This is a genomic window from Microtetraspora fusca (assembly GCF_001570365.1).
GTDB lineage: Bacteria > Actinomycetota > Actinomycetes > Streptosporangiales > Streptosporangiaceae > Microtetraspora > Microtetraspora fusca.
In genome coordinates, this window is sequence record NZ_BBYK01000041.1 from 289,014 (window position 1) to 312,368 (window position 23,355).

Sequence of the window (23,355 nt, forward strand, 5' to 3'; positions counted from 1 at the left end):
TACCGCAGAGATCACCCAATCGATCGACATAGCGGGATCCCGCGCGGGAGACGGGCTGCGGGCAGGGATATGCGCTACACGGCTTATGCGCCGTCATTGAGTGATTTGACGGTGATCCCGCGGGGAGGCCCCGGACACGGCGACGCCCGGTGACCTCGTGGCGGAGGCACCGGGCGTGCGGACCGTACGGGATCAGGAGGAGCCGGCGACCTCCAGGTCGTGGACGCGGGGGTCGTCCCGGTCGGCCACGTAGTCCTCGGGCCGGGTCGCGTCCGGGCCCTCCGCCATCTTGATCGCCCGCGCCAGCCACGTGCCGAGCACGGCGACGACCAGGTTGACGGCGAGTGCGAGGAACCCGGCGTAGATGGTCATCTTGGTGTCCAGGCCCAGCTTCTCCAGCGGGAACGCCGAGCCGCCGAAGTGCGCGTGCTTGGTGGCCGGGTTCGCGATGTTGTACAGCATCACCAGTCCCGAGCCCATCCCGGCGACCCACCCGGCGATGAGACCGCCCCGGTGGAACCAGCGGCCGAAGAGCCCGAGGGCCACGGACGGCAGGGTCTGCAAGATGATCACGCCGCCGATGAGCTGCAGGTCGATCGAGAACTGGGGGTCGATCAGCAGGATGCACAGCACCGCGCCGACCTTCACGACCAGCGAGGCGATCTTGCTGACCGAGGCTTCCTGGGCGTCCGTGGCGTCGGGCCTGATGTACTCGCGGTAGATGTTGCGGGTGAACAGGTTGGCCGCCGCGATCGACATGATGGCCGCGGGCACCAGCGCGCCGATGCCGACGGCGGCGAACGCCACGCCGGCGAACCAGTCGGGGAACATGACGTCGAAGAGCTGCGGCACCACGGTGTTCACGTCGGTGCCGATGGGCTTGATCCCGGCCGCGATCGCCATGTAGCCGAGCAGCGCGATCAGGCCGAGCAGCAGGCTGTACGCGGGCAGCGCCGACATGTTGCGCTTGATGACGTCGCGATTCTTCGCCGCCAGCACGCCCGTGACGCTGTGCGGGTAGAGGAACAGCGCCATGGCCGAGCCGAGGGCCAGCGTGACGTACTGGAGCTGGTTGTTCGAGTTGAGCAGGATGCCGTCGCCCGGCGCCGGCGTGGCGTCGAACTTCGCCTGCGCCGCGTCGAAGATCGCTCCCCAGCCGCCGAGCTTGGAGGGGATGTAGATCACCGCGACCAGGATCACGAGGTAGATCAGCGAGTCCTTGACGAAGGCGATCAGCGCCGGCGCGCGCAGCCCGGACTGGTACGTGTACGCCGCGAGGATCGCGAACGCGATGATCAGCGGCAGGTCGCCCCGCACGCCCATCGTCTTCAGCACCGCCTCGATGCCGACGAGCTGCAGCGCGATGTACGGCATGGTCGCCACGATGCCGGTGAGGGCCACCAGCAGCGCCAGCGTCGGCGAGCCGAACCTCGCCCGTACGAAGTCGGCCGGGGTGACCAGCCCGTGCACGTGCGAGACCGACCACAACCGGATCATCACGAGGAAGACCAGCGGATAGGTCACCACCGTGTACGGCAGGGCGAAGAACCCGGTGGCCCCCGCGCCGAACAGCAGCGCGGGCACCGCCACGAAGGTGTAGGCCGTGTAGAGGTCCCCGCCGACCAGGAACCAGGTGATCCACGACCCGAAGCTGCGGCCGCCGAGGCCCCATTCGTGCAGGCTGGCGAGGTCGTCGGCGCGCCGCCACCGGGCCGCCACGAACCCCATGCCGCTCACGACCAGGAAAAGGACCGCGAAGACGACGATCTCGGTGTTCACCGGCCGCTCCTGGTCATCCGGTAGACCACCGTGGTGGTGGTGACGCCGAGCACGATGAAGGCGAGCTGCAGCCAGTAGAACATCGGGATGCCGAACAGCCGTGGCTCGTCGGCGTTGTACAGGGCGGGGATGAGGGGGATCGCGATCGGTATCAGAAGGAGCCAGTTCCAGGGACTGCGGTCACTGCGCGGGGCGGCCAACGCGCCCTCCTTTCTGACTGGGGGTCGCTCCGCAGCGTAAAGTGACCAAGGTCACATCCGGATCGTCGATCGCCGAACGGTCGGGTTGGCGCGCCGAGCGTCACGGCCCTCGTCGCACCGGCGGGTACGGCCCCGCGCGGTCAGCTCCGGGCGACCCGGGGGAGCAGGACCGCGGAGGGACGGGCCGGGTCGTGCAGGACCTCGTGGTCGCAGCAGACCATCGCCGACTCCGGCCCGAGCGGGTCGCCGGTGCCGGGGTTGCGGGAGATCCTGGGGTAGGCCCCGCCCGCCACGTGGACCCTGATCCGGTGGCCGCGCCGGAAACGGTGCGCGATCGGCCACAGGTCCACCCGGATCCGCCGTACGCCGTCCTGGTCGGGCAGTTCGGCCGGGGTGAGCCGGCGGACGCCCTCGCACACGTTCATCGAGGTCCCGTTCGGATGGACGTCGCAGACGCGGACCACGACGTCGGCGTGCTCCGTGCTCGTCCGGACATACAGATCGGCGGACACCTCCCCGATCAGGTCCGTGTCCGCCGCCAGCACGGGCGAGCTGTACACCAGCACGTCCCGCCGCGACTCCAGCCGCCGGTTGTCCCGCGGCATCGAGTTGCCGATGAGGACCGGGCCGCCGAGTACCGGGGTGGGGTGCCGCGGGTCGTACCGGAACCGGTCCGGCTCGGACGGGACCGGGTTGTCCGTGGAGAGCGCCCCGCCCGGCTGCAGATGCCAGCGCTCCGCCCGCGTCCCCGGCGCCGGCCAGTCGGGGTAGTCCCGCCACTCGTCCGCGCCGGTCACGTAGAGCCGCACCGGCGACGCCCGCAGCCCGGACGGGTCGCCGAGCAGGTGGGCGCGGAACCAGGCCAGGGCGTCCACGCTCGCCACCCGCCCCAGCCGCAGGTCCGCGTGGTACCAGGGCCCGATCGTCAGGTACGGCTGCCGCCCGGCCGCCCGCATCGCCCTGTAGTCCTTGAGCTGCCACGGCAGGAACACGTCGTACCAGCCGCCGGTCATGGTCACCTCGGCCGTGACCTCGCCGACGGACGCGGAGAAGTCCCGCTTGCGCCAGTACGCCGACGCGGGGTCGGCGTGGTGGGCGATCAGGTCGCGGAAGAACGGCAGAGGGCGGCCCGCCGACACGAGATCCAGCTCGGACAGCGGCCGGCCGGACAGCCCGGACAGCACGGCGCGGCGGGTACGGCGCGGCGCGAGGAAGGTCGCGGCGGCGCCGCCCAGCCGTCCCTCCATCCCGGCGGTGAGCGTCGTCCAGACGAGCGTGGACTCCAGGGCGAACGACCCGCCGACGTAGGCCGCGTCCCGGAAGCAGGACGCCGTCACCTGCGTGGCCATCGCCCTGAGGTCGGGCGCCTCCGCCGCGATGGCCCACTGGGCGTACCCGAGATAGGAGGGACCGTGCATGGCGAAGCTCCCGCCGTACCAGGACTGGGCCCGCATCCACATGACCGTGGCCAGGCCGTCCTCGCGCTCGTCCGCGAGCGGGTCGAGCAGCCCGCCCGAGCCGAACCCGCCGCGGCAGCTCTGGATCACGACGTGGAACCCGTGCCGGGCGAACGTCCGGCCGTACATCCAGCCGACCACCCCGGCCCGGCCGTACGGGGAGCGGATGAGGACGGTCGGCGGGCGGTCGGCGCCGACCGGCACGTACCGGTCCGCGAGCAGCGTGACGCCGTCCGGCATCGGCACCGGCACATCGCGGTGGACGAGCACCCGGTGAGCGTGGCGCCGGGGCAGCTGGAGTGCCATTCGTCCCTCCTCGCCGTGTTTGTTACATACTAGTAACATTATTGGCCGGGGCCAGGGAGAATCCTCGTTGCATGATCACGCGCGAGGCCACTAACCTGTACGTCATGCGAACTCCAAATCAGTGGTGGCGCCGCTAGCAGGCGGCGTGGGTTTCGCATACGCGAGCAGGAGCAAACGGCCGCCCCGAGAGGCGGCCTTCTTCATGTCCGCCCCCGGGGCATTACGAAAATCAAGGGGCGAGACAGGTGGATACCAGCCGATACACCACGGCCGGCGGCGTCGAGGTCGAGCGCTGCGTGCGCGAGGTGCCCGAGGCCGCGCTCGAAGAGATCGTGACCTCGCTCGGCGAGCATCGCGGCGGGGCGTTCTCCTCCGGCATGGACTACCCCGGCCGGTACAGCCGGTGGGCGTTCGGCTACGCCGATCCCTGCGTGGAGATCGTCGCCAGGGGACGGCGGATCGCGGCCCGCGCGCTCAACGAGCGCGGCCGCGTCGTCCTGCCCGCGGTCGCCTCGTGCCTGCTCGCCGTGGGCAAGCCGGTCGCCGCCCCCACCGCCGAGCACGTCGAGGTGGCGATCGACGAGTCGGAGGACATCCTCCCCGAGGAGATGCGCAGCCGCCGCCCCACCGTCTTCACCGCGATCCGCGAGCTGATGGCGGCCTTCCGCGGCGACGACCCGCACCTCGGCCTGTACGGCGCCTTCGGATACGACCTGGCCTTCCAGTTCGAGCCGATCCGCTACTCGCTGCCCCGCCCGGCGGACCACCGCGATCTGGTGCTCCACCTGCCGGACCGGCTGGTCGTGATCGACCGCGTACGCGAGACCAGCATGGAGTACCTGTACGACTTCGTCGTGGACGGCGTCTCCACCCGGGGCCTGGAGCGCACGGGCGAGACGTTCCCGCTGGTCACCCCCACGGAGATCCCGCCGAACCCGGAGAAGGGGGCATACGCCGAGATCGTCGCCAAGGCGAAGGAGAAGTTCAAGCGCGGCGACCTGTTCGAGGTCGTCCCCGGCCAGGTCTTCCACTCCTCCTGCACCGATCCCGCCGGCTTCTACCGCTCCCTGCGCACGAGCAACCCCGCGCCGTACGAGTTCCTGCTCAACCTCGGCGAGGGCGAGCACCTGGTCGGCGCCTCGCCCGAGATGTACGTCCGGGTCACCGGCGACCGCGTGGAGACCTGCCCGATCTCCGGCACGATCGCCCGCGGCGCCAACCCCGTCGAGGACGCCGAGGCCATCCGCACCCTCCTGTCCAGCGTGAAGGAGGAGTCCGAGCTGACCATGTGCACCGACGTCGACCGCAACGACAAGTCGCGGATCTGCGTCCCCGGCAGCGTGCGGGTCATCGGCCGCCGCCAGATCGAGATGTACTCGCGGCTGATCCACACCGTGGACCACATCGAGGGGCGGCTGCGTCCGGAGTTCGACGCCCTCGACGCGTTCCTCACCCACATGTGGGCGGTCACCGTCACCGGGGCGCCCAAGATCTGGGCCATGCAGTTCATCGAGGACAACGAGGCCACCACCCGGCGCTGGTACGGCGGCGCCGTCGGCTTCATCGGCTTCGACGGCTCGATGAACACCGGGCTCACCCTGCGCACCGCGCAGATCCGGGGCGGTGTGGCCACGGTCAGGGCCGGGGCGACGCTGCTGTTCGACTCCGACCCGGAGGCCGAGGAGCGCGAGACCGAGCTGAAGGCGAGCGCCCTGCTCGCCGCCCTCGCCGTCGTCGGCCGGGAGACGCCCGAGGACGAGGGGCGGCCGGCCGCCGAGCTGCCCGGCGACGGGCACACCGTGCTGCTCGTGGACCACGAGGACTCGTTCGTCAACACCCTGGCCGACTACTTCCGCCAGCAGGGCGCGTCGGTCGTGACGCTGCGGCACGGCTTCCCGCTGGAGATGCTCGACGAGATCGCACCCACGCTCGTGGTGCTCTCGCCCGGCCCCGGCTGGCCGTCCGACTTCGGCTGCTCCGCCCTCGTCGAGGCGCTGTACGCCAGGGAGCTGCCGGTGTTCGGCGTCTGCCTCGGCATGCAGGCCATGATCGAGCAGGCGGGCGGCGCGCTGGAGCTGCTGCCGTACCCCGAGCACGGCAAGCGCGGCCAGGTGCGCAGGGAGGGGGAGAGCGCGCTGCTCGACGGCCTGCCCGAGGAGTTCGTGGCCGCCCGCTACCACTCGCTGCACGCGAAGCGGCCGGGCGTGCGCGGCTTCGCCGTCACCGCCACCACGCCGGACGGCGCGGCGATGGCGATCGAGGACGCCGAGAACCGGCGCTTCGCCGTGCAGTTCCACCCCGAGTCGATCCTGACCACCCAGGGCGGCGCGGGAGCGCGGATCATCGCCAACGTCCTGCGCCTCTGCGCGCGCTGACGACGGCGTCCTCCGGTCTCGCCGCCTGTGCGGCGAGACCGGCCGAGGGCCCGCCGGCTGACCGCGTTTCCCGCCTTTACTCGATTTATCCTCACAAGGTAGGAGGAAATTGCAAGGTCTTGCCGCGATAATCGCGGGCGATGACTGCCATCGAGATCCGAAACCTGTCGAAATCCTTCGGCGCGGTCCGCGCGGTCGACGGCGTCTCCTTCACCGTGAAGGCGGGCACCGTCACCGGATATCTCGGACCCAACGGCGCCGGTAAGACCACCACACTGCGTTCCCTGCTCGGCCTCGTCACGCCGGACTCCGGCGAGGCGCTGGTCAACGGCAAGCGCTACCGCGACATGGCCACGCCGCTCAACGAGGTCGGGGCCGTGCTCGAAGCCACCAACTTCCACCCGGGCCGCACCGCCCACAACCATCTGCGGCTGCTCTGCGTCGCAGCCGGGCTCCCGGTCGCGCGGGCGGAGGAGGCCCTCGGCCAGGTCGGCCTCGCCGAAGCGGCAGGCAAGCGCGTCGGGGGCTTCTCGCTCGGCATGCGCCAGCGGCTCGCCCTCGCCTCCGCCCTGCTCGGCGAGCCCAAGGTATACATCCTGGACGAGCCGGCCAACGGCCTCGACCCGGCCGGCATCCAGTGGCTGCGCGGCTTCCTGCGGCACCTCGCCCACGACCGCGGCGCCGCCGTCCTGGTGTCCAGTCACGTGCTGTCCGAGGTCGAGCAGACCGTGGACGACATCGTGATCATCGCCGCCGGCCGGCTCGTACGGCAGGGCACCCTGGCCGAGCTCACCACCAACGGCGAGAAGACCGTGCGCGTCCGGACGACCGGGGACGGCGAGCTGGCCCCCGCGCTGGAGAAGGCGGGCGCGACGGTCGAGCGGCTCGACGGCGGCGCGCTGCGCGTGCACGGCCTGGAGCCCGAGGAGATCGGGCGCATCGTGCTCGACCAGCGCGTCGTGCTGACCGAGATGATCGCCGAGCGGTCCGACCTGCAGAAGGTCTTCCTGGAACTGACGGAGGAGCGATGATCGCCCTGGTGCGCGCGGAGCTGCTGAAGCTGTCCACCACGCGGCTGTGGTGGGTCATGCTGCTCTCCACGCTCCTGCTGATCGGCGTCAACCTCGCCTTCTTCATCGGCTTCGCCGGGAACGCCCAGGGCGGGCTGCCCGCGCTGGACACGCCGGAGTGGGCGCAGCTCGCCTGGTCGGCCGGCGCGAGCGGCCGGATCTTCGTCATGATCCTCGGCGTCGTGATGATCACGTCCGAGTACCGCTACCAGACGATCACCGGCACCTTCCTGACGACGCCGCGGCGCGGGCGGGTGATCACCGCCAAGCTGGTCGCCGGGCTGATCGTGGGCCTGCTGTTCGCGCTCGCCGTGCTGCTCTTCACCGCCCTGGTCGTGATCCCCACGGTGCTGTTCGCCGGGGGCGAGGTGTCGCTGACGGAGGCGCGCGTCCCGGCGATCGCCCTCGGCACCGTGGCCTCGCTCGCCCTGTACACGATCCTTGGCATCGCCGTGGGCGCGCTCGTGCGCAACCAGATCGCCGGCATCGTCGGAGCCGTCGCCTGGGCGTACGTCATCGAAAGCATCTTCCTGGCCATCCCCGCCCTGCAGGTCGTGGGCAAGTGGTTCCCCGGCGGCGCGGCCCAGTCGCTGATGAGCATCGACGTGACCCCCGGTGCGCGCAGTGATCTGCTGCCGGCCTGGGGCGGCGCCGCCGTCCTGGTCGGCTACGCGGTGGTCTTCGCGATCATCGCCAACGCGACGACCGTACGCCGCGACATCACCTGAGACCGGCGCCGCGCCCCCCGGCCGACCCGCGGCGGCCCCGGGGCGCGGCGACGGTCAGTCCCACCAGAACGACCAGGCGTTCTTGCCCTGGATCTGCTCCGCGTAGTCGGCGAGCGTGCCCGGCCCCTGCAGGATGCTGTCCGGGCAGAAGGTCCAGTGTTCCGCCGCGACGTGGAGCGCGTGCTCCGGCGTGGCCGGCGGCGCGGCGACGCTGAGGTCGAGCGTGTTGAACCCCATGCCGATCACCCGTACGCCGAAGCGCTCCTCCCAGCTCCGCACCACGGCGGCGAGGGGGACGCTCCACTCGTTGTGGTGCACGGCGCCCTGCCAGCCCATCACCGCCAGGACGTCGGCGCCCCGGTCCACCGCGGCCAGCCCGAGCGGCGTGCGGCGACCCGCCACGATCCGGGCGTACCAGTCGGCCACCACGTCGGGGTCGGCGACGAGCCCGCCGGGCTCCGCCAGACCGGGACACTCTTCCCCGTAGGGGGCGAGGTCCGCCACGCCTCCGGCCAGCAGGTCCCGCCACACCTCCGTCATGAAGGCGCTCGCCCGGTAGTTGTCGATCTCCGACGCCGGCTCCGGGGCGATCTGCCCGGCCGACCAGGGCTGTACGGAGTCCTCCAGGAGCACCGGCCAGAGGCCGGATCGCGGATGCTCGGCCCGCAGCCGGCTCCACAGCGAGGCGGGGACGGGGGAGTCGCTGAGCCAGAACGAGGGGCGGCGGTGGGTCCGGAGCCGGTCGTACTCGGGATCCGGCCACACCAGGGCCCCCGGAGGGAGGTCGTCCGGGAGCGCGCGCCCGTCCCCGCCGTCCGGGAACAGCAGCCCCAAATGTTCACCGTCGTCCGTTCTGATCGCCACCCCAACAGGATCTCAGAATCGCTGTCGGAGGCACCCGGGGAGTTCGCCGGAGTTTCCGCGCCGGGCCTCCGGCGCCCGGTCAGGGCAGGTCGAGGCGGCAGAGCCCCTCGGCGAGGGCCTTGGTGGTCAGGCGGGTACGGCTGTCGCACCCGAGCTTGGCGAAGACGTGCTCCAGGTGGGTGGTGACCGTGCGGACGCTGAGGACGAGGGCGGCCGCGATCTGCGGGTTGGAGTCGCCCCGGGCCACCCGGCTGAGCACCTCGAGCTCGCGCGCCGTCAGCTCGTACGGCAGGGCGCAGGGGCGCTCGGCGATCACCGCCCCCTGGATGGCGCCGTGGAAGCCGACGCCGGCCCGATGGATGCGCACCTCGCGCCACTGGCCGGTGCCGTCCAGCCACAGTCCGCGCCGGGACAGCTCGCGCGAGTCGATGAAGTCGCGGGCGAGCCCGGCCATCGCGGGCTCGGCGCGCAGCGCCTCCGACGGCGGCCAGCCCGCCACCGTACGGCAGCGCCCGCCGCGCTCGTACGCCATGGCCTGGAAGCCGGACGGCAGCCCGAGCGGGTCGATGACGCAGCGGGTGAGATCGGTGACGTGGGCCAGCGCGGGGGAGACCGCGGAGATCACCGGCCCCGCCTCCGGCGGGAAGTCGTCCCGCGAGTGGAGGTGCAGCAGCCCGGTGTAGCGGCCCTCGGACAGGAACAGCGGCGTGGTGATGCCGGCCCGCCAGCCGTACGGCTCCAGATGGCGGCGGAAGTACCGCTCGGTGCCGGGGGAGCCCATGACCAGCGGCTCCTTCAGCGACATCGCCCGTCGATAGGGGGCGAGGCTGGTGTACTCCTCGGCGGCGTCGGCGTCCACGCGGGCGTATCCGGCGGACACCAGCGACCGGTGCCGCCCGGTGGCCGGGTCGAAGGCGACGAACTCGTAGGCCTCCACCGGGATCACCTGGCGCAGCGCCGTCATCGCGCCGTGCGCCCCGTCCTGGGCCACTCGAAAGCCCAGTTCGGCGATCGCGTGGAGGTGGCGCGCGCTCAGGCTGATCTGATCCATGGGGTCCTCCAGGGTAAGCCTGCCCGAGATCCTTTTGGCAAGGAATACGTAAACCATCCGATGTAAGCACTTGAACTGCTCTTTACCCTCACCGCAACAGGAGAGGCGGAGGAACACGTGACGCTCAGCAGAAGACGAACCGCCGCCCTCGCGGTGGCGGCGGTCATCCTCGGCGGGGTCAGCGGATGCGGCGGCTCAGGCGGAGGGCAGGACAAGCAGGGCGGGGACGCGCAGGGACCGAGCGTGTTCTCGGTCGCGCTCACCGAGCCCGACCACCTGACGCCGGGTAACACGTCGAGCAGCTATGCGATTGCGGTGCTCGACTCCATCTTCGACACCCCGGTATATATCGACGCCGACGGCAAGCCGCAGATGCTGGCCGCCGAGTCGGTGACCAGTGATGACCAGAAGGTCTGGACCATCAAGGTCAAGCAGGGCCAGAAGTTCAGCAACGGCGAGCCGGTCACCGCCGAGAGCTTCGCGGACGCGTGGAACGCGGTCGCCTACGGCCCGAACGGCTGGACCAACAACTACTACTTCGCGAACATCGAGGGCTACGACGCGCTGAACCCGGAGGAGGGCGAGCCCAAGGCGGACAAGATGTCCGGGCTGAAGGTCGTCGACCCGAACACCCTCGAGGTCACGCTCACCGGCCCGTTCAGCCAGTTCCCGATCACGCTGGCCTACGTCGCGTTCGCGCCGATGCCGAAGGCCGCGTTCAAGGACCTCAAGGCGTACGACCAGGCGCCGATCGGCAACGGCCCGTTCATGCTCGACGGGGCCTGGGAGCACAACCAGAAGATCGCGGTCAAGAAGTCGCCCGACTACGCGGGTGACCGCAAGGCCCAGTCGGACGGCGTCGAGTTCAAGATCTACGCCAGCCGCGACACCGCGTACACCGACCTGCGGGCCGGCAAGGTGGACCTGCTGACGACGATCCCCCCGGCCAGCGCGCCGGAGGCGAAGAAGCTGCTCGGCGACCGCTACGTGGCGACGGCCGGCGGCACGATGGACTACCTCGGCTTCCCGACGTTCGACAAGCGGTTCGCCAACGCCGACCTGCGCAAGGCGATCTCGATGGCCATCGACCGGCAGGCGATCGTCGACGCCGTCTACAACGGCACGTTCAAGCCGATGGCGTCGCTGGTCGCCCCGCTCGTGCCCGGCTACCGGGAGGACGCCTGCGGCGAGACCTGCACGTACGACCCGGCGAAGGCCAAGCAGCTCTTCGACCAGGCCGGCGGGTTCAGCGGCACGCTCAACCTGTACTTCTCCAACGCCGACCCCAGCTACGAGCAGTGGATGACCGCGGTCGCCAACCAGCTCAAGCAGAACCTCGGCATCCAGGACATCAAGTTCCGCAAGATCCCGGCGTCCGACTACCTGACGACCCTGCGGGAGCGCAAGGAAGACGGCCCGTTCCGGCAGAACTGGGTCATGGACTACCCGAGCCCGCAGAACTACCTCGAGTACATGTGGGGCACCGGCAACCGGATGGGCTGGGAGAGCAAGGAGTTCAACGACCTCATCAAGCAGGCGAACGAGGCGCCGAGCGTCGAGGCGAGCCTCCCGCTCTACCAGAAGGCCGAGGACGTCGCGCTCGCCGAGATGCCGTTGATCCCGCTGTGGAACTGGCAGGACCAGTCGGGCTACTCCAGCAGGCTCGGTGACGTCAAGCTCACGCCGTACAGCAACAACCTCCAGACGATCACGGTCAAGAACAAGTGAGATACGCCGTCCAGCGCCTGATCCAGGCCGTCCCGGTCTTCGTGATCACCACCTTCCTCATCTACACGATGGTGTTCGCGCTACCGGGAGACCCGATACTCGCGCTGGCCGGCGACAAGCCGGTGCCCGAGCAGGTGCTCAACGTCATGCGCGAGCACTACCACCTGAACGACCCGCTGCTCGTGCAGTACGGCTACTACATGCTCGGGGTGTTCCAGGGGAATCTCGGCGAGACCTTCACCGGGCAGTCGGTGAGCGAGCTGCTCGGGGACCGGTGGGCGGTGACCGCGCAGCTCGCGGTCACCGCCTGGATCTTCGAACTGGTCGTGGGCGTCGGCCTCGGGATCCTCGCGGGCCTGCGCCGCGGCGGCATCGCCGACACGGCCGTCCTCGCCGGAACCACGTTCGTCATCGCGGTCCCGGTCTTCGTGGTCGGGTACACCGCGCAGATCCTGTTCGGCCTCAACCTCGGGCTGTTCCCCACGGCGGGCACGGACGAGGGGTGGCCGGTCAGCTACCTGCTGCCCGGCATGGTCCTCGGCTCGTTCGGGCTCGCCTACGTCGCCCGGCTCACCCGGACCTCGCTCGTGGAGAACCTGCGCGCCGACTACGTCCGCACGGCCACGGCCAAGGGCATGCGGCGGCGCCGGATCGTCGGGCTGCACGCGTTGCGCAACTCGCTGATCCCGGTGGTCACCTACCTCGGCATCGACTTCGGCAACCTGATGGCCGGCGCGGTGGTCACCGAGGGCATCTTCAACCTGCCCGGCATCGGCCAGCAGGTGTTCCAGTCCATCCAGCTCCAGGAGGGACCCGTCGTCGTCGGCGTCGTCACCCTCCTCGTCATGATCTTCATCGTCGCCAACCTGGTCGTGGACCTGCTCTACGGCGTGCTCGACCCGAGGATCCGCCGTGCCTGACCTGCTTCCCGGACAGCCGGGAGACCGTCCGAAGCCCGCCCTCCCGGCGGAGCCGCCAGACACCGGGATCATCTCCGGCACGGCCGTTCTCGCGGACGCCGTACCCGAGTCCGGTCCTGCCGTGCGGTCGCTGTGGCACGACGCCTGGCTGGAGCTGCGCGGGCGGGTCGTCTTCTGGATCTCGGTGGTCGTCCTCGCGCTGGCCGGCGCGATGGCCGCCTTCCCGGACGTGTTCGCCGCGATGGGCCCGAACGAGAACTGCAACCTCCGGATGTCCAAGAAGGGACCCGGCGGCGGCGCGGTCTTCGGATACGACCTGCAGGGCTGCGACTACTGGTCGCAGATCGTCCACGGAGCGCGGGCGTCCATCGTGATCGGCGTCGCGGTGACCGCGTTCGCGCTGCTGATCGCGATCATCCTCGGGCTGGTCGGCGGCTACTACGGAGGCGTGCTCGACGCGCTGATCGCCCGGATCACCGACGTCTTCTTCGGCATCCCGTTCGTCCTCGGCGCGACCGTCGTCCTGGTGGCCTTCCCCGGCCACGGGATGTGGGCCATGACGCTGGTCCTCGTCCTGCTCGGCTGGACGACGATGACCCGGCTGATGCGCGGCCAGGTGATCGCGGTGAAGGACACGGACTTCGTGGCCGCCGCCCGCATGCTCGGCGCCGGCGACTGGCGGATCATGTTCCGGCACATCCTTCCGAACTCCATCGCGCCGGTGTTCGTCGTCGCCATGCTGAACGTCGGCAACGTGATCGCCGGTGAGGCGACGCTCGACTACCTCGGCGTCGGCCTGCAGTACCCCGACGTGTCGTGGGGCCTGCAGCTCAACGTCGCCCAGACGTTCTTCGCCGACCATCCGCACCTGCTGGTCTTCCCCGCGCTGTTCCTGACCGCCACCGTGCTGAGCTTCCTGATGCTCGGCGACGTCGTACGGGACGCCCTCGACCCCAAACTGCGATAGCTGATTCTCCCGCAAGGGAGTGGAGCCACGGGCGTGGGTGCCTCTCTCGGGGGCCGGGCTCTTCTCGGTCATGAGGCGCCCCGGCGTGGTCATGGTGCCCTGCGGGGGCAGGACGCGAGAGTGGGCATCGAGATGCCACGAAGCTGTTCGAGCGGAGCACGCCACTTCCGCGGAGGAACGCCTCACCTCCGCGGAGCGCTCGTATCCGATCAGTGCTCGGTCGCCGGGGGCTCCGTCTCCGCGAGCAGCAGCCGGTCAAGGACGCGGACGCCGAACTCCAGCCCCTCCACGGGGACCCGCTCGTCCACGCCGTGGAACATGCCGAAGTAGTTCAGGTCCGGGGGAAGGAGCAGCGGCGCGAAGCCGTACCCGCGGATCCCGAGCTGGGCGAACGCCTTCGCGTCCGTGCCGCCGGTCATCACGTATGGCACCGGGTGGCCGGTCGGGTCCTCGGCCAGCAGGGCGCCGCGGAGCTGGTCGAACAGGCCCTCGGCCGGCGCGGAGACCGCCTCGCCCATGCTGACGAACTCGCGGGTGACCTTCGGGCCGAGCAGCTGGTCGATCGTCTCCAGGAACTCGTCGCGGTACCCCGGGAGGAAGCGCCCGTCCACGTGGGCGTGCGCCGTGCCGGGGATGACGTTGACCTTGTACCCCGCGTCGAGCATGGTCGGGTTGGCCGAGTTGCGCAGCACGCCCTTGAACAGCATTGACGCCTGTGGCAGCCGCTCGATCTCCTCGTCCAGCCGGTCGAGGTCGATCGTCGTGCCGAGCGCGCGGGAGAGCCCCTCGATGAGCGTCGCCACCGCGGGCGTGAGCCGTACCGGCCAGCGGTACTCGGCGATCCGCACCAGCGCCCGGGACAGCTCCACGACCGGGTTGTCGGCCGCGGGCTTGGACCCGTGCCCGGCGACGCCCTTGGCGGTGAGGCGCATCCAGGCGGTGCCGCGCTCGCCCACCGCCACCGGGTAGATCCGGGTGTCGCCCTCGTGCCAGCTGAAGCCGCCCGACTCGCTGATCGCCTCCGTGCAGTCGGCGAACCAGTCCCGGTGCTCGTCCACGACGTAGCCCGCGCCGTACTCGCCGGTGGCCTCCTCGTCGGCGACGAACGCGAGCACGATGTCGCGCCGGGGCCGCACCCCGCGCCGGGCCCACTCGCGCACCGCGGTGAGCGTCATGGACAGGGTGCCCTTCATGTCGACCGCGCCGCGGCCGTGGACGCATCCGTCCTCCACCTCGCCGGAGAACGGGTGCAGCCGCCACTCCGACGGGTCGGCCGGGACGACGTCGAGATGGCCGTGGATCAGCAGGGCGTCCGGATCGGTGCCGTCGCCGGGGATGCGGGCCAGCACGTTGGTGCGGTGCGGCGCGGACTCCACCACCGTCGGCTCGATGCCGACCTCGTCCAGCAGGCCCGCGACGTACTCGGCGGCCTTGCGTTCGCCGGAGCCGGGGTTGGTGGTGTCCATCCTGATCAGGGTGGAGCAGATATCGGCGACCTCGGTCGTCGTGGTCATGCGGAGTCTCCTGGAGTGGACGTCACGGACGGGCCCCTCAGCACGAGCGGCGGGACCTCGGGCGTCGGGAAGCCGAAGATCAGGCCGTAGAAGGCGAGCTCGGCTTCCAGAACCGCGACGATCGTCTCCTCGCGTCGCCATCCGTGTTGTTCCCCGGGGAACGCGAGGTACGCCCAGCTCCCGCCGTGCCGCTCCAGCTCGGCGGCGAACCGCTCCGCCTGGGACGGATCGACGATCGCGTCCTCCAGACCGTGCATGAGAAGCGCCGGGCCGGACGCCCGCTCGGCGTGCAGCGCCGGGGAACGGTCGATGTAGCGCTGGCGGGTCTCGGGAAGGGGACCGATCAGACCGTCCAGGTAGCGCGACTCGAAGTCGTGCGTCTCCGCCGCCCAGCTCTCCGGGTCCGCGATCGCGTAATGGGCGGCCGCCCCGCAGAAGACGTCGCTGTGGACCAGGGCCGCGAGCGAGGTCCAGCCGCCCGCGCTGCCGCCCCTGATCGCGACCTTGCTCGCGGTGCCGTCGGCCAGCAGCCGGCGCGCCACGGTCTCGCTGTCCTGGACGTCCACGACGCCCCAGTTGTGCCGCAGCCGCTCGCGGTAGGCCCGGCCGTACCCGGTGGAGCCGCCGTAGTTGACCTCGGCCACGCCGATGCCCCGGCTGGTGAAGTAGGCCACCTCCAGGTCCAGGATCGGCGCGGCGGCGCTCGTCGGCCCTCCGTGCACGAACACCACGTACGGCGGCGGCCCCTCCGCCGACGGCGGGCGCAGCGGCGCGTACAGGTGGGCGTGGACGCCGTCGATCGTAACCGGCTCGGGCGTCGGCAGCAGCTCGGCCGGGGGCAGTCGCTTGGGCGGGGACAGCGTCTCCCGCTTCCCGGTCGCCACCTCGATCCGCACCACCTCGTACGGCCGGTACGGCGAGGCGGCGACGCCGACGACGTGGGTGGCGTCGGCGGACAGGGTCGGCGACCAGTAGGTGGCGTCCCCGCCGATCTCCCGCGGCGGGTCCCCGCTCTCGTCGACCACGCCCAGCCGTCGCAGGTCGGCCGTGCCGTACATCGTGACGATGGAGTCGCCGGAGACCGCGAAGAACGTCTGGCCGAGCTTCCACACGGCGTCGCCGAACTCCATGGGCAGCGGCGTGAGGTTCCGCGCGATCGCCGGGTCGCCGTCGAGCGGGACGAGGTGGATGTTCCACCAGCCGGTCGTGTCGGTGACGGCGTACAGGCTGTGGGCGTCCCGCCACTCGGCCTGGGCGACCGCGCCGCCCGCGACCACCCGGTACGGCTCCGCCCCGTCGAGCGGGGCGACGCACAGCTCGGTGGCGTCCCACGGCATGTCCGGATGGTTCCACCCGATCCATGCGATGTGCCGGCCGTCCGGGGAGACGCGCGGGTTCATCACGAAGTGGTGGGCCTCGACGAGGACGCGCAGGGGGCCGCCGTCGAGGGGCACCGCCACGATCGCCCGCTCGCGGCCGATCTCCCGCACGCACAGCACCTCGTCGCCGTGGATCACGAGGTCGCCGTACCGCGCCGGACCCTCCGGGGTGAGCGGGACGGGCTCGCCGCCGGGAGCGCAGCGGTAGAGGCGCTGGTCGGCCCAGTTCGTGAACACCAGCGCCCCCTGGTGGGACCGCCACGACCGCCCGCCGTACTCGATCACGCGGTTGCGGGCGTTCCACCCTTGCGGGAGCACGTCCTCCACGCTCCCGTCGGCGCGGCGGCGTACGACGCAGCGGCGCCCGCCCTCATGCGGGCGGGGCTCGTCCCACCAGACCTCGTCGCCGCGGATCTCCACCCACAGCGGTCGATCGTCCACCCGCGCCACGTCGACGGCGCTGATGCTCACCGGTTCGGTTCGGCTCACCAGTTTCCTTCGGAGAGAGGGAGTGGGACGTCCGGCGGGTGGACCACATGCACGATCCCCCCGCTGCTGGAGCCGCGCAGCCAGACGTTCTCGAACGCCTCGCGCGGATAGATCCGGCGTACGGCCTCATCCGAGGGCGCGGCCGGATCGTTGGCGATCACGTCGCCCGTCGGCGTGACGCCGACGACGACCATGATGTGGCCGCTGGTCGAGTACCCGGAACCGGGCAGCTCGTGCTCCTTGAACGACTGCGACGTGATCACGGGGATGCCCGCGCAGACGAACAGCTCCAGCTCTGACACCGAGCGTAGCCGCGTCACGAACCCCTCGAGACCGTAGCGGCCCGCGTAGGCCACCCCGAAGGGCCAGTTGCCCGTGCCCTGGTAGCTGTGGTCGTACATGTGGCGCGCGGCGTGGTCCACGGACGGGCACGGATCGTCGGGGGAGACCCAGGCGAGATCCTCGGGCGCGGGCCCACGCTGCCAGTAGCCGAGCACCATGCTGAAGGAGGCTGGGCTGCACCACGACTCGCCGCCGCCGTCCCACTCCGGGTGATGCCCCGAGTGCAGCATCTGCGAGCGGCACGGCACGTTCAGTTCGACACCCGCCGTCCTCGGCGAGGAGACCGCGTCCGGGTGCGCCCCGTTGAGGGACGACGGTGCGGCCTGGACGGCCGTGAGGTCGTTCGCCGGCGTCGAAGCCGGGCCGCTGACCGCGCTCGCCGGGCCTCCGGGCGGCACCGCCGAGGCCATCACGTTGACCGACCGCACCCGGCCGCCCGCGCCGTAGAGCGTGACGCGGACCTGGTACGCGACGACCGGCCGGGTCGCGACGAACGTGTCCACCGCGACGTCCCCGTCCTGGTCGCCCTGCCCGGGGAGGGAGGTGCGGTGGATGTCGGCGTCACCCTCGGCCCAGCGGCCCATGCAGTACCACTTGGTGAGGGCGCCGGTCGCGGTGCGCGCCCGTAGCTCCACCTGCAGCCACGAGCCGGGCGGGGTGTTCGCCGTCCAGGACGCCACCAGTTCGGTCGCCGGGAAGCCGATCTCCCGCTCCTCGGAGGTCCAGCGGACGTACGGCCAGCTCGTGCCGCCGCCGTCGTCGTTCTCGGGGATCCCGGAGGGGCCGAAGAGATCGAGGTAGGCGGCCACGCCGCTCTCCTGGCCCTCGAAGGACCACCGATGGAGGACGACGCTGCTCACGCGTGCCGGAGACGGGGTGACCACCTTGCCGATTGTGGTTTCCGACCCTAAGCGGCACATCGGATGGTTTACGTATTGGTTTACCGGTACGAAACATCGGCTGCACGGTGCGGCGCGACACGGGGCGGCGAAAACCGGCGAACATCGCAAAAACGGTGCGTAGTATCCTCGTCACTGTACGTCGAGGGCCTTTCGCGGGCGGACGCGTATGGCACCGCTCATGCGGACACCTGAGGTGAGGCCGTCAACGGGGGGTGTCTGCATGGAAACGTTGCGACTCGTCCTGGTCTTTCTCCACCTCGCCGGTTTCTCCGCCCTTCTCGGGGGCTTCCTACGTCAGATGCAGCTCCGGATGATGCTCGTCGGGCGTCCCGTCGTGATCGCCGCGGTCGCCCAGTTCGTCACGGGCGCCCTGCTCATATGGATCCGTACGTCGATGGACATGTCCGTCTCCGGCCCGAAGATGGCCGTCAAGGCGGGCCTCGACCTGGCCATCGTCCTGGCGGCGGTCGCGGGCGCGCGCTTCAGGCCGCCATGGGCGTTCTACGGCGTCGGCGCCCTGGCCGCCCTCACCACCGCGGTCGCGGTCTTCTGGACCTGACCCACCCGGTCTCGGGCTTTCGGCCGCGTCACGGGGTCCGCAGGCCTGAGCCGACGGCCCTGCCCGGGCCCCGGAGCCCGTGCCGCGGGTGGCGGCGGGGACCCGGGGCCTCGGGGATGGTCGCCCTCAGAGATACAGGCCGGTCGAGGCGGTCGGCTCGGGCGCGGTGAGCCCGTGCCCCTCGCGCAGCGCGAACAGCTCCGCGAGCGAGGCGCCGTCGGGCCCGATGCCCGCAGCCCCGCCGTACGGCGCGGCCGACCCGCCGGAGCGGTCCGCCGACCCGTTGAGCCAGGCCACGGCCTCGTCCTGGGCCAGCCGTCCGATCTCGATCTGGGCCAGGCAACGGCCGGGCCGCACCACGGCGGGGTGAAGCTGGTTGAAGTCCTCGTTCGTGGTGATCGCGACGAGGACGTCCCGCCCCTGGCCCAGCAGGCCGTCGGTCAGGTTCAGCAGCCGGGACAGCCCCTGGCCGGTGGACTGCTTCGCCTCCGCGCGGATCAGCTCGTCGCAGTCCTCCAGGACGAGCATCCGCCAGCGGTGTTCCTCGTCGTGGTCGGGGCAGTCGCAGCCGACCGCCACGTCCATGAGGTATCCCGGGTTGTTGAACAGCCGCTCCGGGTCGAGGACGCAGTCCACCTGGCACCAGCTCGCCCATTCGCGGGCGAGCGTGCGCAGCAGAGTGGTCTTGCCGGTGCCCGGCGGGCCGTGCAGCAGGAGCAGCCGGCCGTTCACGTCCTGCGGCCGGATCGCCATGAGCCGGTCGAGTCGTTCCCTGGCCGTGCGTGGATAGTTGTGTTTGATCCCGTCCCAGGGGGCGGTGGTGATCGGCTTGGCGGAACGGCGCCTGCCGTGGTCGGACAGCCACACGAAGCCCATCGCGACCTCGTCCTCGTCCTTGGCGACCACATCCTCGGCGCCCTTGGTCGCCTCGTCGAGGACCGAGCGGGCCAGCTCCTCGCTCGTGGCGGTCACGGTGAAGGTGGCCGACCTGCTGCTGTAGCGCACCACGCGCAGGGTCCATCCCTCGCCGGAGATCAGGCGTGACTCGTGACCGTCGCTGTCCTGGGCGACCCGGAGCACCCGTCCGCCCTGAGGGACCGCCGGGGCGTCCAGCCGGACCCGGTCCACGGTGGTGCTGCGCGACCACGGCTGCGTTCCCGTGGCGAACGGCGACAGGGCGAGCGCGTCGATCACGTCGGCGGGGCTGTCGCCGTCGTCGAGCCACACGTTCATCGGAAGCGGCTCGCTGGGTTCTGGTCTGGAGGGGAAGTCGACCTCCTTCAGGATGGACATGCCTGCCATGATTCCGGTGCCATGTCGGCGTGTCGACGGATTTAGCACTGTTGATCGATGAAATGTGCGTTTCCCGTACGGCAGGCCCACGGCTCCGCTCCAATTCGTCGCCGCTCGCGTTCGCAGAGTGAGCGGGAGGCGGCCGGACGGCCGGTGCCGCGTCAGGCGGTCGGGATCCGCTGGAGGAACTCCAGCCGGTTGCCCACGGCGTCGTGGGCGTAGAAGCGCCGGTGGCCGGGGAAGTCGCCGTCCCAGATCACCTCGACGCCGTGCCGCTCCAGCAGGGCGGCCAGGCCGTCCAGGTCGGCGACGAGGATGCCGGGGTGGGCCTTGCGGGCCGGGCGGAAGTCCTGCTCGACGCCCAGATGGATCTCCAGGGAGTCGGCCCGCACCCACAGTCCGCCGCGCGCCGCGAGCGCCGGCGGCTTGGGGATCTCGATCATGCCGAGGATCCCGACGTAGAAGGCGCGGCAGGCCTCCTCGTCTCCCGGCCCGATCGCGAGCTGGACATGGTGCAGGCCGTAGCCGAGACCCGACACGTGGTCCGGGCCGTACCCCCGGCTGGAGACCGTCTCTTCGGACACCGCTTCTCCTTCTCCTCGCGCCGCTCAGGGTGCGGGCGTTCGGACAGAGTGTGACACCGCCGACAAGAGCGCGGTCGCGGCGCTCGCGAGGTTGGTCGCACGGTCGGGGTCGGTGACGCCGGGCACCACTGACGAGGCCCGGGCATTCGTCGACCTCACATTCCGGGGCGTTGTCTCGTCCTACTGGTGAGAGCAGACGCGACAAGGAAAGTCGGGGACACCATGACCACCCCATCCGAGCCGGGACACGGCCGGCTCGATCCGAGCCTGAACGCGATCATGAGCGAGCGGCGTCAGCTGATCAATCTGGCGTACCGGCTCCTCGGCTCCCTGGCCGACGCCGAGGATGTCGTGCAAGAGACGTACGCCCGCTGGTACGCCCTGTCCCCGCAGCAGCAGGAGGCCATCGAATCCCCGGGCGCCTGGCTGAGGAGGGTGGCCAGTCGCGTCTGCCTGGACCTGCTCGGCTCGGCACGGGCCCGGCGCGAGAGCTACGTGGGCGAATGGATCCCGGAGCCGCTACCCGATCGTACGGAGTGGATCGGCGGGCGGTCCGACGGCATCACCGTCGACCCGGCCGACCGGGTCACCCTCGACGAGTCGGTCAACATGGCCTTCCTCGTCGTGCTCGAGTCGATGACCCCGGCCGAGCGCGTCACGTTCATCCTCCACGACGTCTTCCGCTACCCCTTCGCCGAAGTGGCCGAGATCGTCGGCCGTACCCCGGCGGCATGTCGCCAGCTGGCCTCCTCCGCCCGCCGTCGCATCGGCGCGTCGCGGGCTCCCGCGACGCCGGCATCCCGGCAGGCCCGGATCGTCAGGGACTTCAAGCAGGCCTGGGGGCGAAGGACATCGAGGCCCTCGTCGGCCTCCTCGACCCCGACGCCACCGGAATCGCCGACGGCGGCGGCCTCGTCAGCGCGGTGCTCCGCCCGATCGAAGGCGCCGAGCAGATCGCCCGCGTGTTGGTGGACATCGCCGACAAGGCACCCGGCATGGGGACCCTGGAGATCCTGGAGCGTACGGTCAACGGTCAGCCCGGCCTGGTGGCTCGGCAGGACGGCGTCACCGTGGTGGTGATGGCGTTCGACATCGCAGGCGACCGGATCAAGCGCTTCTGGGCGGTACGGAACCCGGAGAAGCTCCGGCCCTGGACGACGCGGTGACGCGCCGCCCACATCCTCGGGGCTCGGCACCTCACGCGGAGCCGAGGGCTGTGCGCGAACCATGACCGGCTTGGACCTGAACGATCAAACTCCCTCTAGGAGCGGCGAAGCATGTCAACCGTGACCACGCTCAGCGAGCTGACCGGCGACTACGTCCTCGACACCGCCCGTACGCGGATCGGCTTCGGCGCCCGGCACACGATGGCCACCAGAGTGCGCGGGCGGTTCGAGGAGTTCGAGGGCGGCGCGCACCTGGACGGCGACGACCCGTCGAAGTCCAGCGCCCGGCTCACCGTCCAGGCCAAGAGCATCCAGACCGGCAACCGGCGGCGCGACGACCACCTGCGCGGCACGTTCCTGTACGTGGACGACCACCCGGCCCTCACCTTTATCTCCACCACGGTGCGGTCCGCCGGCCCGGCCGGCTTCACGGTCACCGGTGACCTGACCATCCGTGGCGTGACCAAGCCGGTGACCGTGGACTTCGAGCTGACCAGCGCCGAGGACGATCCGCGGGGCGGCTTCCGGGTCCGCTTCACGGGCAGGACCACCATCGACCGCAACGACTGGAACGTGAACTGGAACGCCGCAACAAGGATCATGGTCGGCCCGAAGGTGACGCTGGAGTTGGACGTCACCGCGATCCGCCGGTAGGCGGCCGACGGCGGTGTGCGCGGTCTCCGGTTCGGCCGTGAGCCGGAGACCGCCCTCGACGTCGACGGTCGGGAGAGTCTCGTCAGGCGACGATCGCGACGACCGCGGAGGCGTAGCCGACGGCCTCGAGCGCCGACTTCACCGTGCCGTCGAGGTTGAGCTTGACGCTGTTCTTGCAGCTCACCTGGTAGCTCGAGGACGCGCGCCAGGCCGTGGGGAGGGAGGAGACGGTGCCCGACTTGCTCCAGTTGTGGTCACGGGAGCCGGAGTCGAACGTTCCGTGGAGTCGTCCGAAGGTCTCGAACACGAAGGCGGAGCCCGACGACATGCGGACGACGCAGACACCGGTGTAGTTGTAGCTGGTGGCGCCCGAGTCGTGCATGTGCCCGGACCACTGGTACGTCCCGTTGTCGTACAGGGTCAGCGACGTCCACCCGCCGACCGGGACCCCTCCGCTGAAGGTGACCTTGCGGTTGACGACGATCGGCGAGGCCGGCTTGGACGACGAGGCGAGGCGGCCGGCCGCGGCGGCGTTGTCGGCCTGCGCCTGGCTGCGTACGGCGGGGGTGACGCAGACGTCGTCGCCGGAGAACGCCTCGCGCCAGACGTAGCCGGTCACGCAGGTGTGCGGGCCGTACGCGCCGTTGGTCCAGCGGGACGCCTTGACGGCGTTGTCCTGAGCGGTCTGGGTGCGTACGGCGGGCGTGACGCAGACGTGGTCGGAGGGGCGGGCCTCGCGCCAGACGTAGCCCTGAGCGCAGGTGTCGGGACCGTAGCCGGCGGCGGACGCGGGCGCGGCGGCGACGACGGGCAGGACCCCGAGGCCGGTGATCGCGGCGGTGGCGAGACCAAGTGCGGTGCGCTTCATGGTGATCTCCTGAGAGCGGATGCTTCCCGGCGTGACCCTTGCCTTCCGGGCTCGTGTACCGAGTGAAAGCCCGCCCGGTTACATGTCCCTTGAGCGCGGCCTGCGTAGCGCTTTGTAAGGAGCCTGCAAGGCGCGCCGCCCCTGTCGGGGCGACGTCGGA

The 23,355-nt window shown here is 70.8% G+C and carries 20 protein-coding genes and 1 pseudogene; 10 read left to right on the top strand and 11 right to left on the bottom strand.

The window, feature by feature from the left end; translation table 11 throughout:
* Positions 1 to 192: 192 nt before the first annotated feature.
* From mctP to AWQ68_RS08655, 3 genes are all read right to left on the bottom strand, one after another.
* Positions 193 to 1,779 carry a monocarboxylate uptake permease MctP gene (gene mctP / locus AWQ68_RS08645; protein ID WP_066937372.1) on the bottom strand — a complete coding sequence of 529 codons (1,587 nt, stop codon included), beginning with the start codon at positions 1,777 to 1,779 and terminating at the stop codon, positions 193 to 195.
* Positions 1,776 to 1,979: a DUF3311 domain-containing protein gene (locus AWQ68_RS08650; protein WP_066937375.1), complete on the bottom strand. Its 204-nt coding sequence runs from the start codon at positions 1,977 to 1,979 to the stop codon at positions 1,776 to 1,778. The genes mctP and AWQ68_RS08650 overlap by 4 nt, the downstream gene beginning before the upstream one ends.
* Positions 1,980 to 2,119: 140 nt before the next feature.
* Positions 2,120 to 3,742, bottom strand: a complete 1,623-nt coding sequence (locus AWQ68_RS08655; protein WP_066937379.1) for a CocE/NonD family hydrolase — start codon at positions 3,740 to 3,742, stop codon at positions 2,120 to 2,122.
* 245 nt (positions 3,743 to 3,987) lie between these two features.
* On the opposite strand from AWQ68_RS08655, the gene AWQ68_RS08660 reads away from it, so the two are divergent.
* The 3 genes from AWQ68_RS08660 to AWQ68_RS08670 all read left to right on the top strand — a co-directional run bounded on the left by AWQ68_RS08660 (position 3,988) and on the right by AWQ68_RS08670 (position 7,915).
* A complete protein-coding gene (locus AWQ68_RS08660) occupies positions 3,988 to 6,117 on the top strand; it encodes an anthranilate synthase component I (RefSeq protein WP_066937383.1) in 2,130 nt (709 codons plus the stop codon).
* Between the two features lie 140 nt (positions 6,118 to 6,257).
* The gene (locus AWQ68_RS08665; protein ID WP_066937386.1) at positions 6,258 to 7,148 is read left to right on the top strand and encodes an ABC transporter ATP-binding protein; all 891 of its coding nucleotides are present in this window, start codon (positions 6,258 to 6,260) and stop codon (positions 7,146 to 7,148) included.
* On the top strand, positions 7,145 to 7,915 hold the full coding sequence (locus tag AWQ68_RS08670; protein WP_066937389.1) for an ABC transporter permease: 771 nt from the start codon (positions 7,145 to 7,147) through the stop codon (positions 7,913 to 7,915). Before AWQ68_RS08665 ends, AWQ68_RS08670 begins: the two co-directional genes overlap by 4 nt.
* A 54-nt stretch (positions 7,916 to 7,969) precedes the next feature.
* On the opposite strand, the gene AWQ68_RS08675 is transcribed toward AWQ68_RS08670, so the two are convergent.
* Together AWQ68_RS08675 and AWQ68_RS08680 are read right to left on the bottom strand one after the other, a co-directional pair.
* On the bottom strand, positions 7,970 to 8,779 hold the full coding sequence (locus tag AWQ68_RS08675; protein ID WP_066937392.1) for a DUF4253 domain-containing protein: 810 nt from the start codon (positions 8,777 to 8,779) through the stop codon (positions 7,970 to 7,972).
* Positions 8,780 to 8,858: 79 nt separating this feature from the next.
* Entirely contained in the window at positions 8,859 to 9,830 is a 972-nt protein-coding gene (locus AWQ68_RS08680) for a helix-turn-helix transcriptional regulator (protein WP_066937395.1), read from the bottom strand.
* Positions 9,831 to 9,947: 117 nt separating this feature from the next.
* On the opposite strand from AWQ68_RS08680, the gene AWQ68_RS08685 reads away from it, so the two are divergent.
* Genes AWQ68_RS08685 through AWQ68_RS08695 form a run of 3 tightly spaced genes read left to right on the top strand, consistent with a single transcriptional unit; the run spans position 9,948 to position 13,445 of the window.
* The gene (locus AWQ68_RS08685; RefSeq protein ID WP_084463774.1) at positions 9,948 to 11,558 is read left to right on the top strand and encodes a peptide ABC transporter substrate-binding protein; all 1,611 of its coding nucleotides are present in this window, start codon (positions 9,948 to 9,950) and stop codon (positions 11,556 to 11,558) included.
* Entirely contained in the window at positions 11,555 to 12,478 is a 924-nt protein-coding gene (locus AWQ68_RS08690) for an ABC transporter permease (protein WP_066937398.1), read from the top strand. Before AWQ68_RS08685 ends, AWQ68_RS08690 begins: the two co-directional genes overlap by 4 nt.
* The gene (locus tag AWQ68_RS08695) at positions 12,471 to 13,445 is read left to right on the top strand and encodes an ABC transporter permease (protein ID WP_066937401.1); all 975 of its coding nucleotides are present in this window, start codon (positions 12,471 to 12,473) and stop codon (positions 13,443 to 13,445) included. Before AWQ68_RS08690 ends, AWQ68_RS08695 begins: the two co-directional genes overlap by 8 nt.
* A 209-nt stretch (positions 13,446 to 13,654) precedes the next feature.
* Here the strand turns inward: AWQ68_RS08695 and AWQ68_RS08700 are convergent, their stop codons facing one another.
* The 3 genes from AWQ68_RS08700 to AWQ68_RS08710 are packed head-to-tail and all read right to left on the bottom strand — an operon-like array spanning position 13,655 to position 18,029.
* Positions 13,655 to 14,959 (bottom strand): M20/M25/M40 family metallo-hydrolase, encoded by a 1,305-nt coding sequence (locus AWQ68_RS08700; RefSeq protein ID WP_066937404.1) that lies wholly within the window; start codon positions 14,957 to 14,959, stop codon positions 13,655 to 13,657.
* A complete protein-coding gene (locus tag AWQ68_RS08705; protein ID WP_245655807.1) occupies positions 14,956 to 16,827 on the bottom strand; it encodes a prolyl oligopeptidase family serine peptidase in 1,872 nt (623 codons plus the stop codon). Before AWQ68_RS08705 ends, AWQ68_RS08700 begins: the two co-directional genes overlap by 4 nt.
* The gene (locus tag AWQ68_RS08710) at positions 16,824 to 18,029 is read right to left on the bottom strand and encodes a C39 family peptidase (RefSeq protein WP_245655808.1); all 1,206 of its coding nucleotides are present in this window, start codon (positions 18,027 to 18,029) and stop codon (positions 16,824 to 16,826) included. Before AWQ68_RS08710 ends, AWQ68_RS08705 begins: the two co-directional genes overlap by 4 nt.
* Before the next feature lie 262 nt (positions 18,030 to 18,291).
* Between AWQ68_RS08710 and AWQ68_RS08715 the strand changes: the two genes are divergently transcribed.
* Positions 18,292 to 18,630: a hypothetical protein gene (locus AWQ68_RS08715; RefSeq protein ID WP_066937413.1), complete on the top strand. Its 339-nt coding sequence runs from the start codon at positions 18,292 to 18,294 to the stop codon at positions 18,628 to 18,630.
* 126 nt (positions 18,631 to 18,756) lie between these two features.
* Here the strand turns inward: AWQ68_RS08715 and AWQ68_RS08720 are convergent, their stop codons facing one another.
* A complete protein-coding gene (locus tag AWQ68_RS08720) occupies positions 18,757 to 19,923 on the bottom strand; it encodes a DUF5925 domain-containing protein (RefSeq protein WP_157545037.1) in 1,167 nt (388 codons plus the stop codon).
* A gap of 161 nt (positions 19,924 to 20,084) precedes the next feature.
* Positions 20,085 to 20,507 (bottom strand): VOC family protein, encoded by a 423-nt coding sequence (locus AWQ68_RS08725; protein ID WP_066937420.1) that lies wholly within the window; start codon positions 20,505 to 20,507, stop codon positions 20,085 to 20,087.
* Positions 20,508 to 20,786: 279 nt separating this feature from the next.
* On the opposite strand from AWQ68_RS08725, the pseudogene AWQ68_RS44775 reads away from it, so the two are divergent.
* The 3 genes and pseudogenes from AWQ68_RS44775 to AWQ68_RS08735 all read left to right on the top strand — a co-directional run.
* Positions 20,787 to 21,215: pseudogene (locus AWQ68_RS44775) on the top strand (sigma factor); the annotation flags it as partial.
* Between the two features lie 23 nt (positions 21,216 to 21,238).
* Positions 21,239 to 21,673, top strand: a complete 435-nt coding sequence (locus AWQ68_RS44780) for a sigma-70 family RNA polymerase sigma factor family protein (protein ID WP_245655821.1) — start codon at positions 21,239 to 21,241, stop codon at positions 21,671 to 21,673.
* 111 nt (positions 21,674 to 21,784) lie between these two features.
* A complete protein-coding gene (locus tag AWQ68_RS08735) occupies positions 21,785 to 22,327 on the top strand; it encodes a YceI family protein (RefSeq protein ID WP_066937423.1) in 543 nt (180 codons plus the stop codon).
* Between the two features lie 82 nt (positions 22,328 to 22,409).
* On the opposite strand, the gene AWQ68_RS43945 is transcribed toward AWQ68_RS08735, so the two are convergent.
* Positions 22,410 to 23,195, bottom strand: coding sequence for a hypothetical protein (locus AWQ68_RS43945; RefSeq protein ID WP_066937426.1), 786 nt, complete (start codon positions 23,193 to 23,195; stop codon positions 22,410 to 22,412).
* Between the last annotated feature and the right edge of the window lie 160 nt (positions 23,196 to 23,355).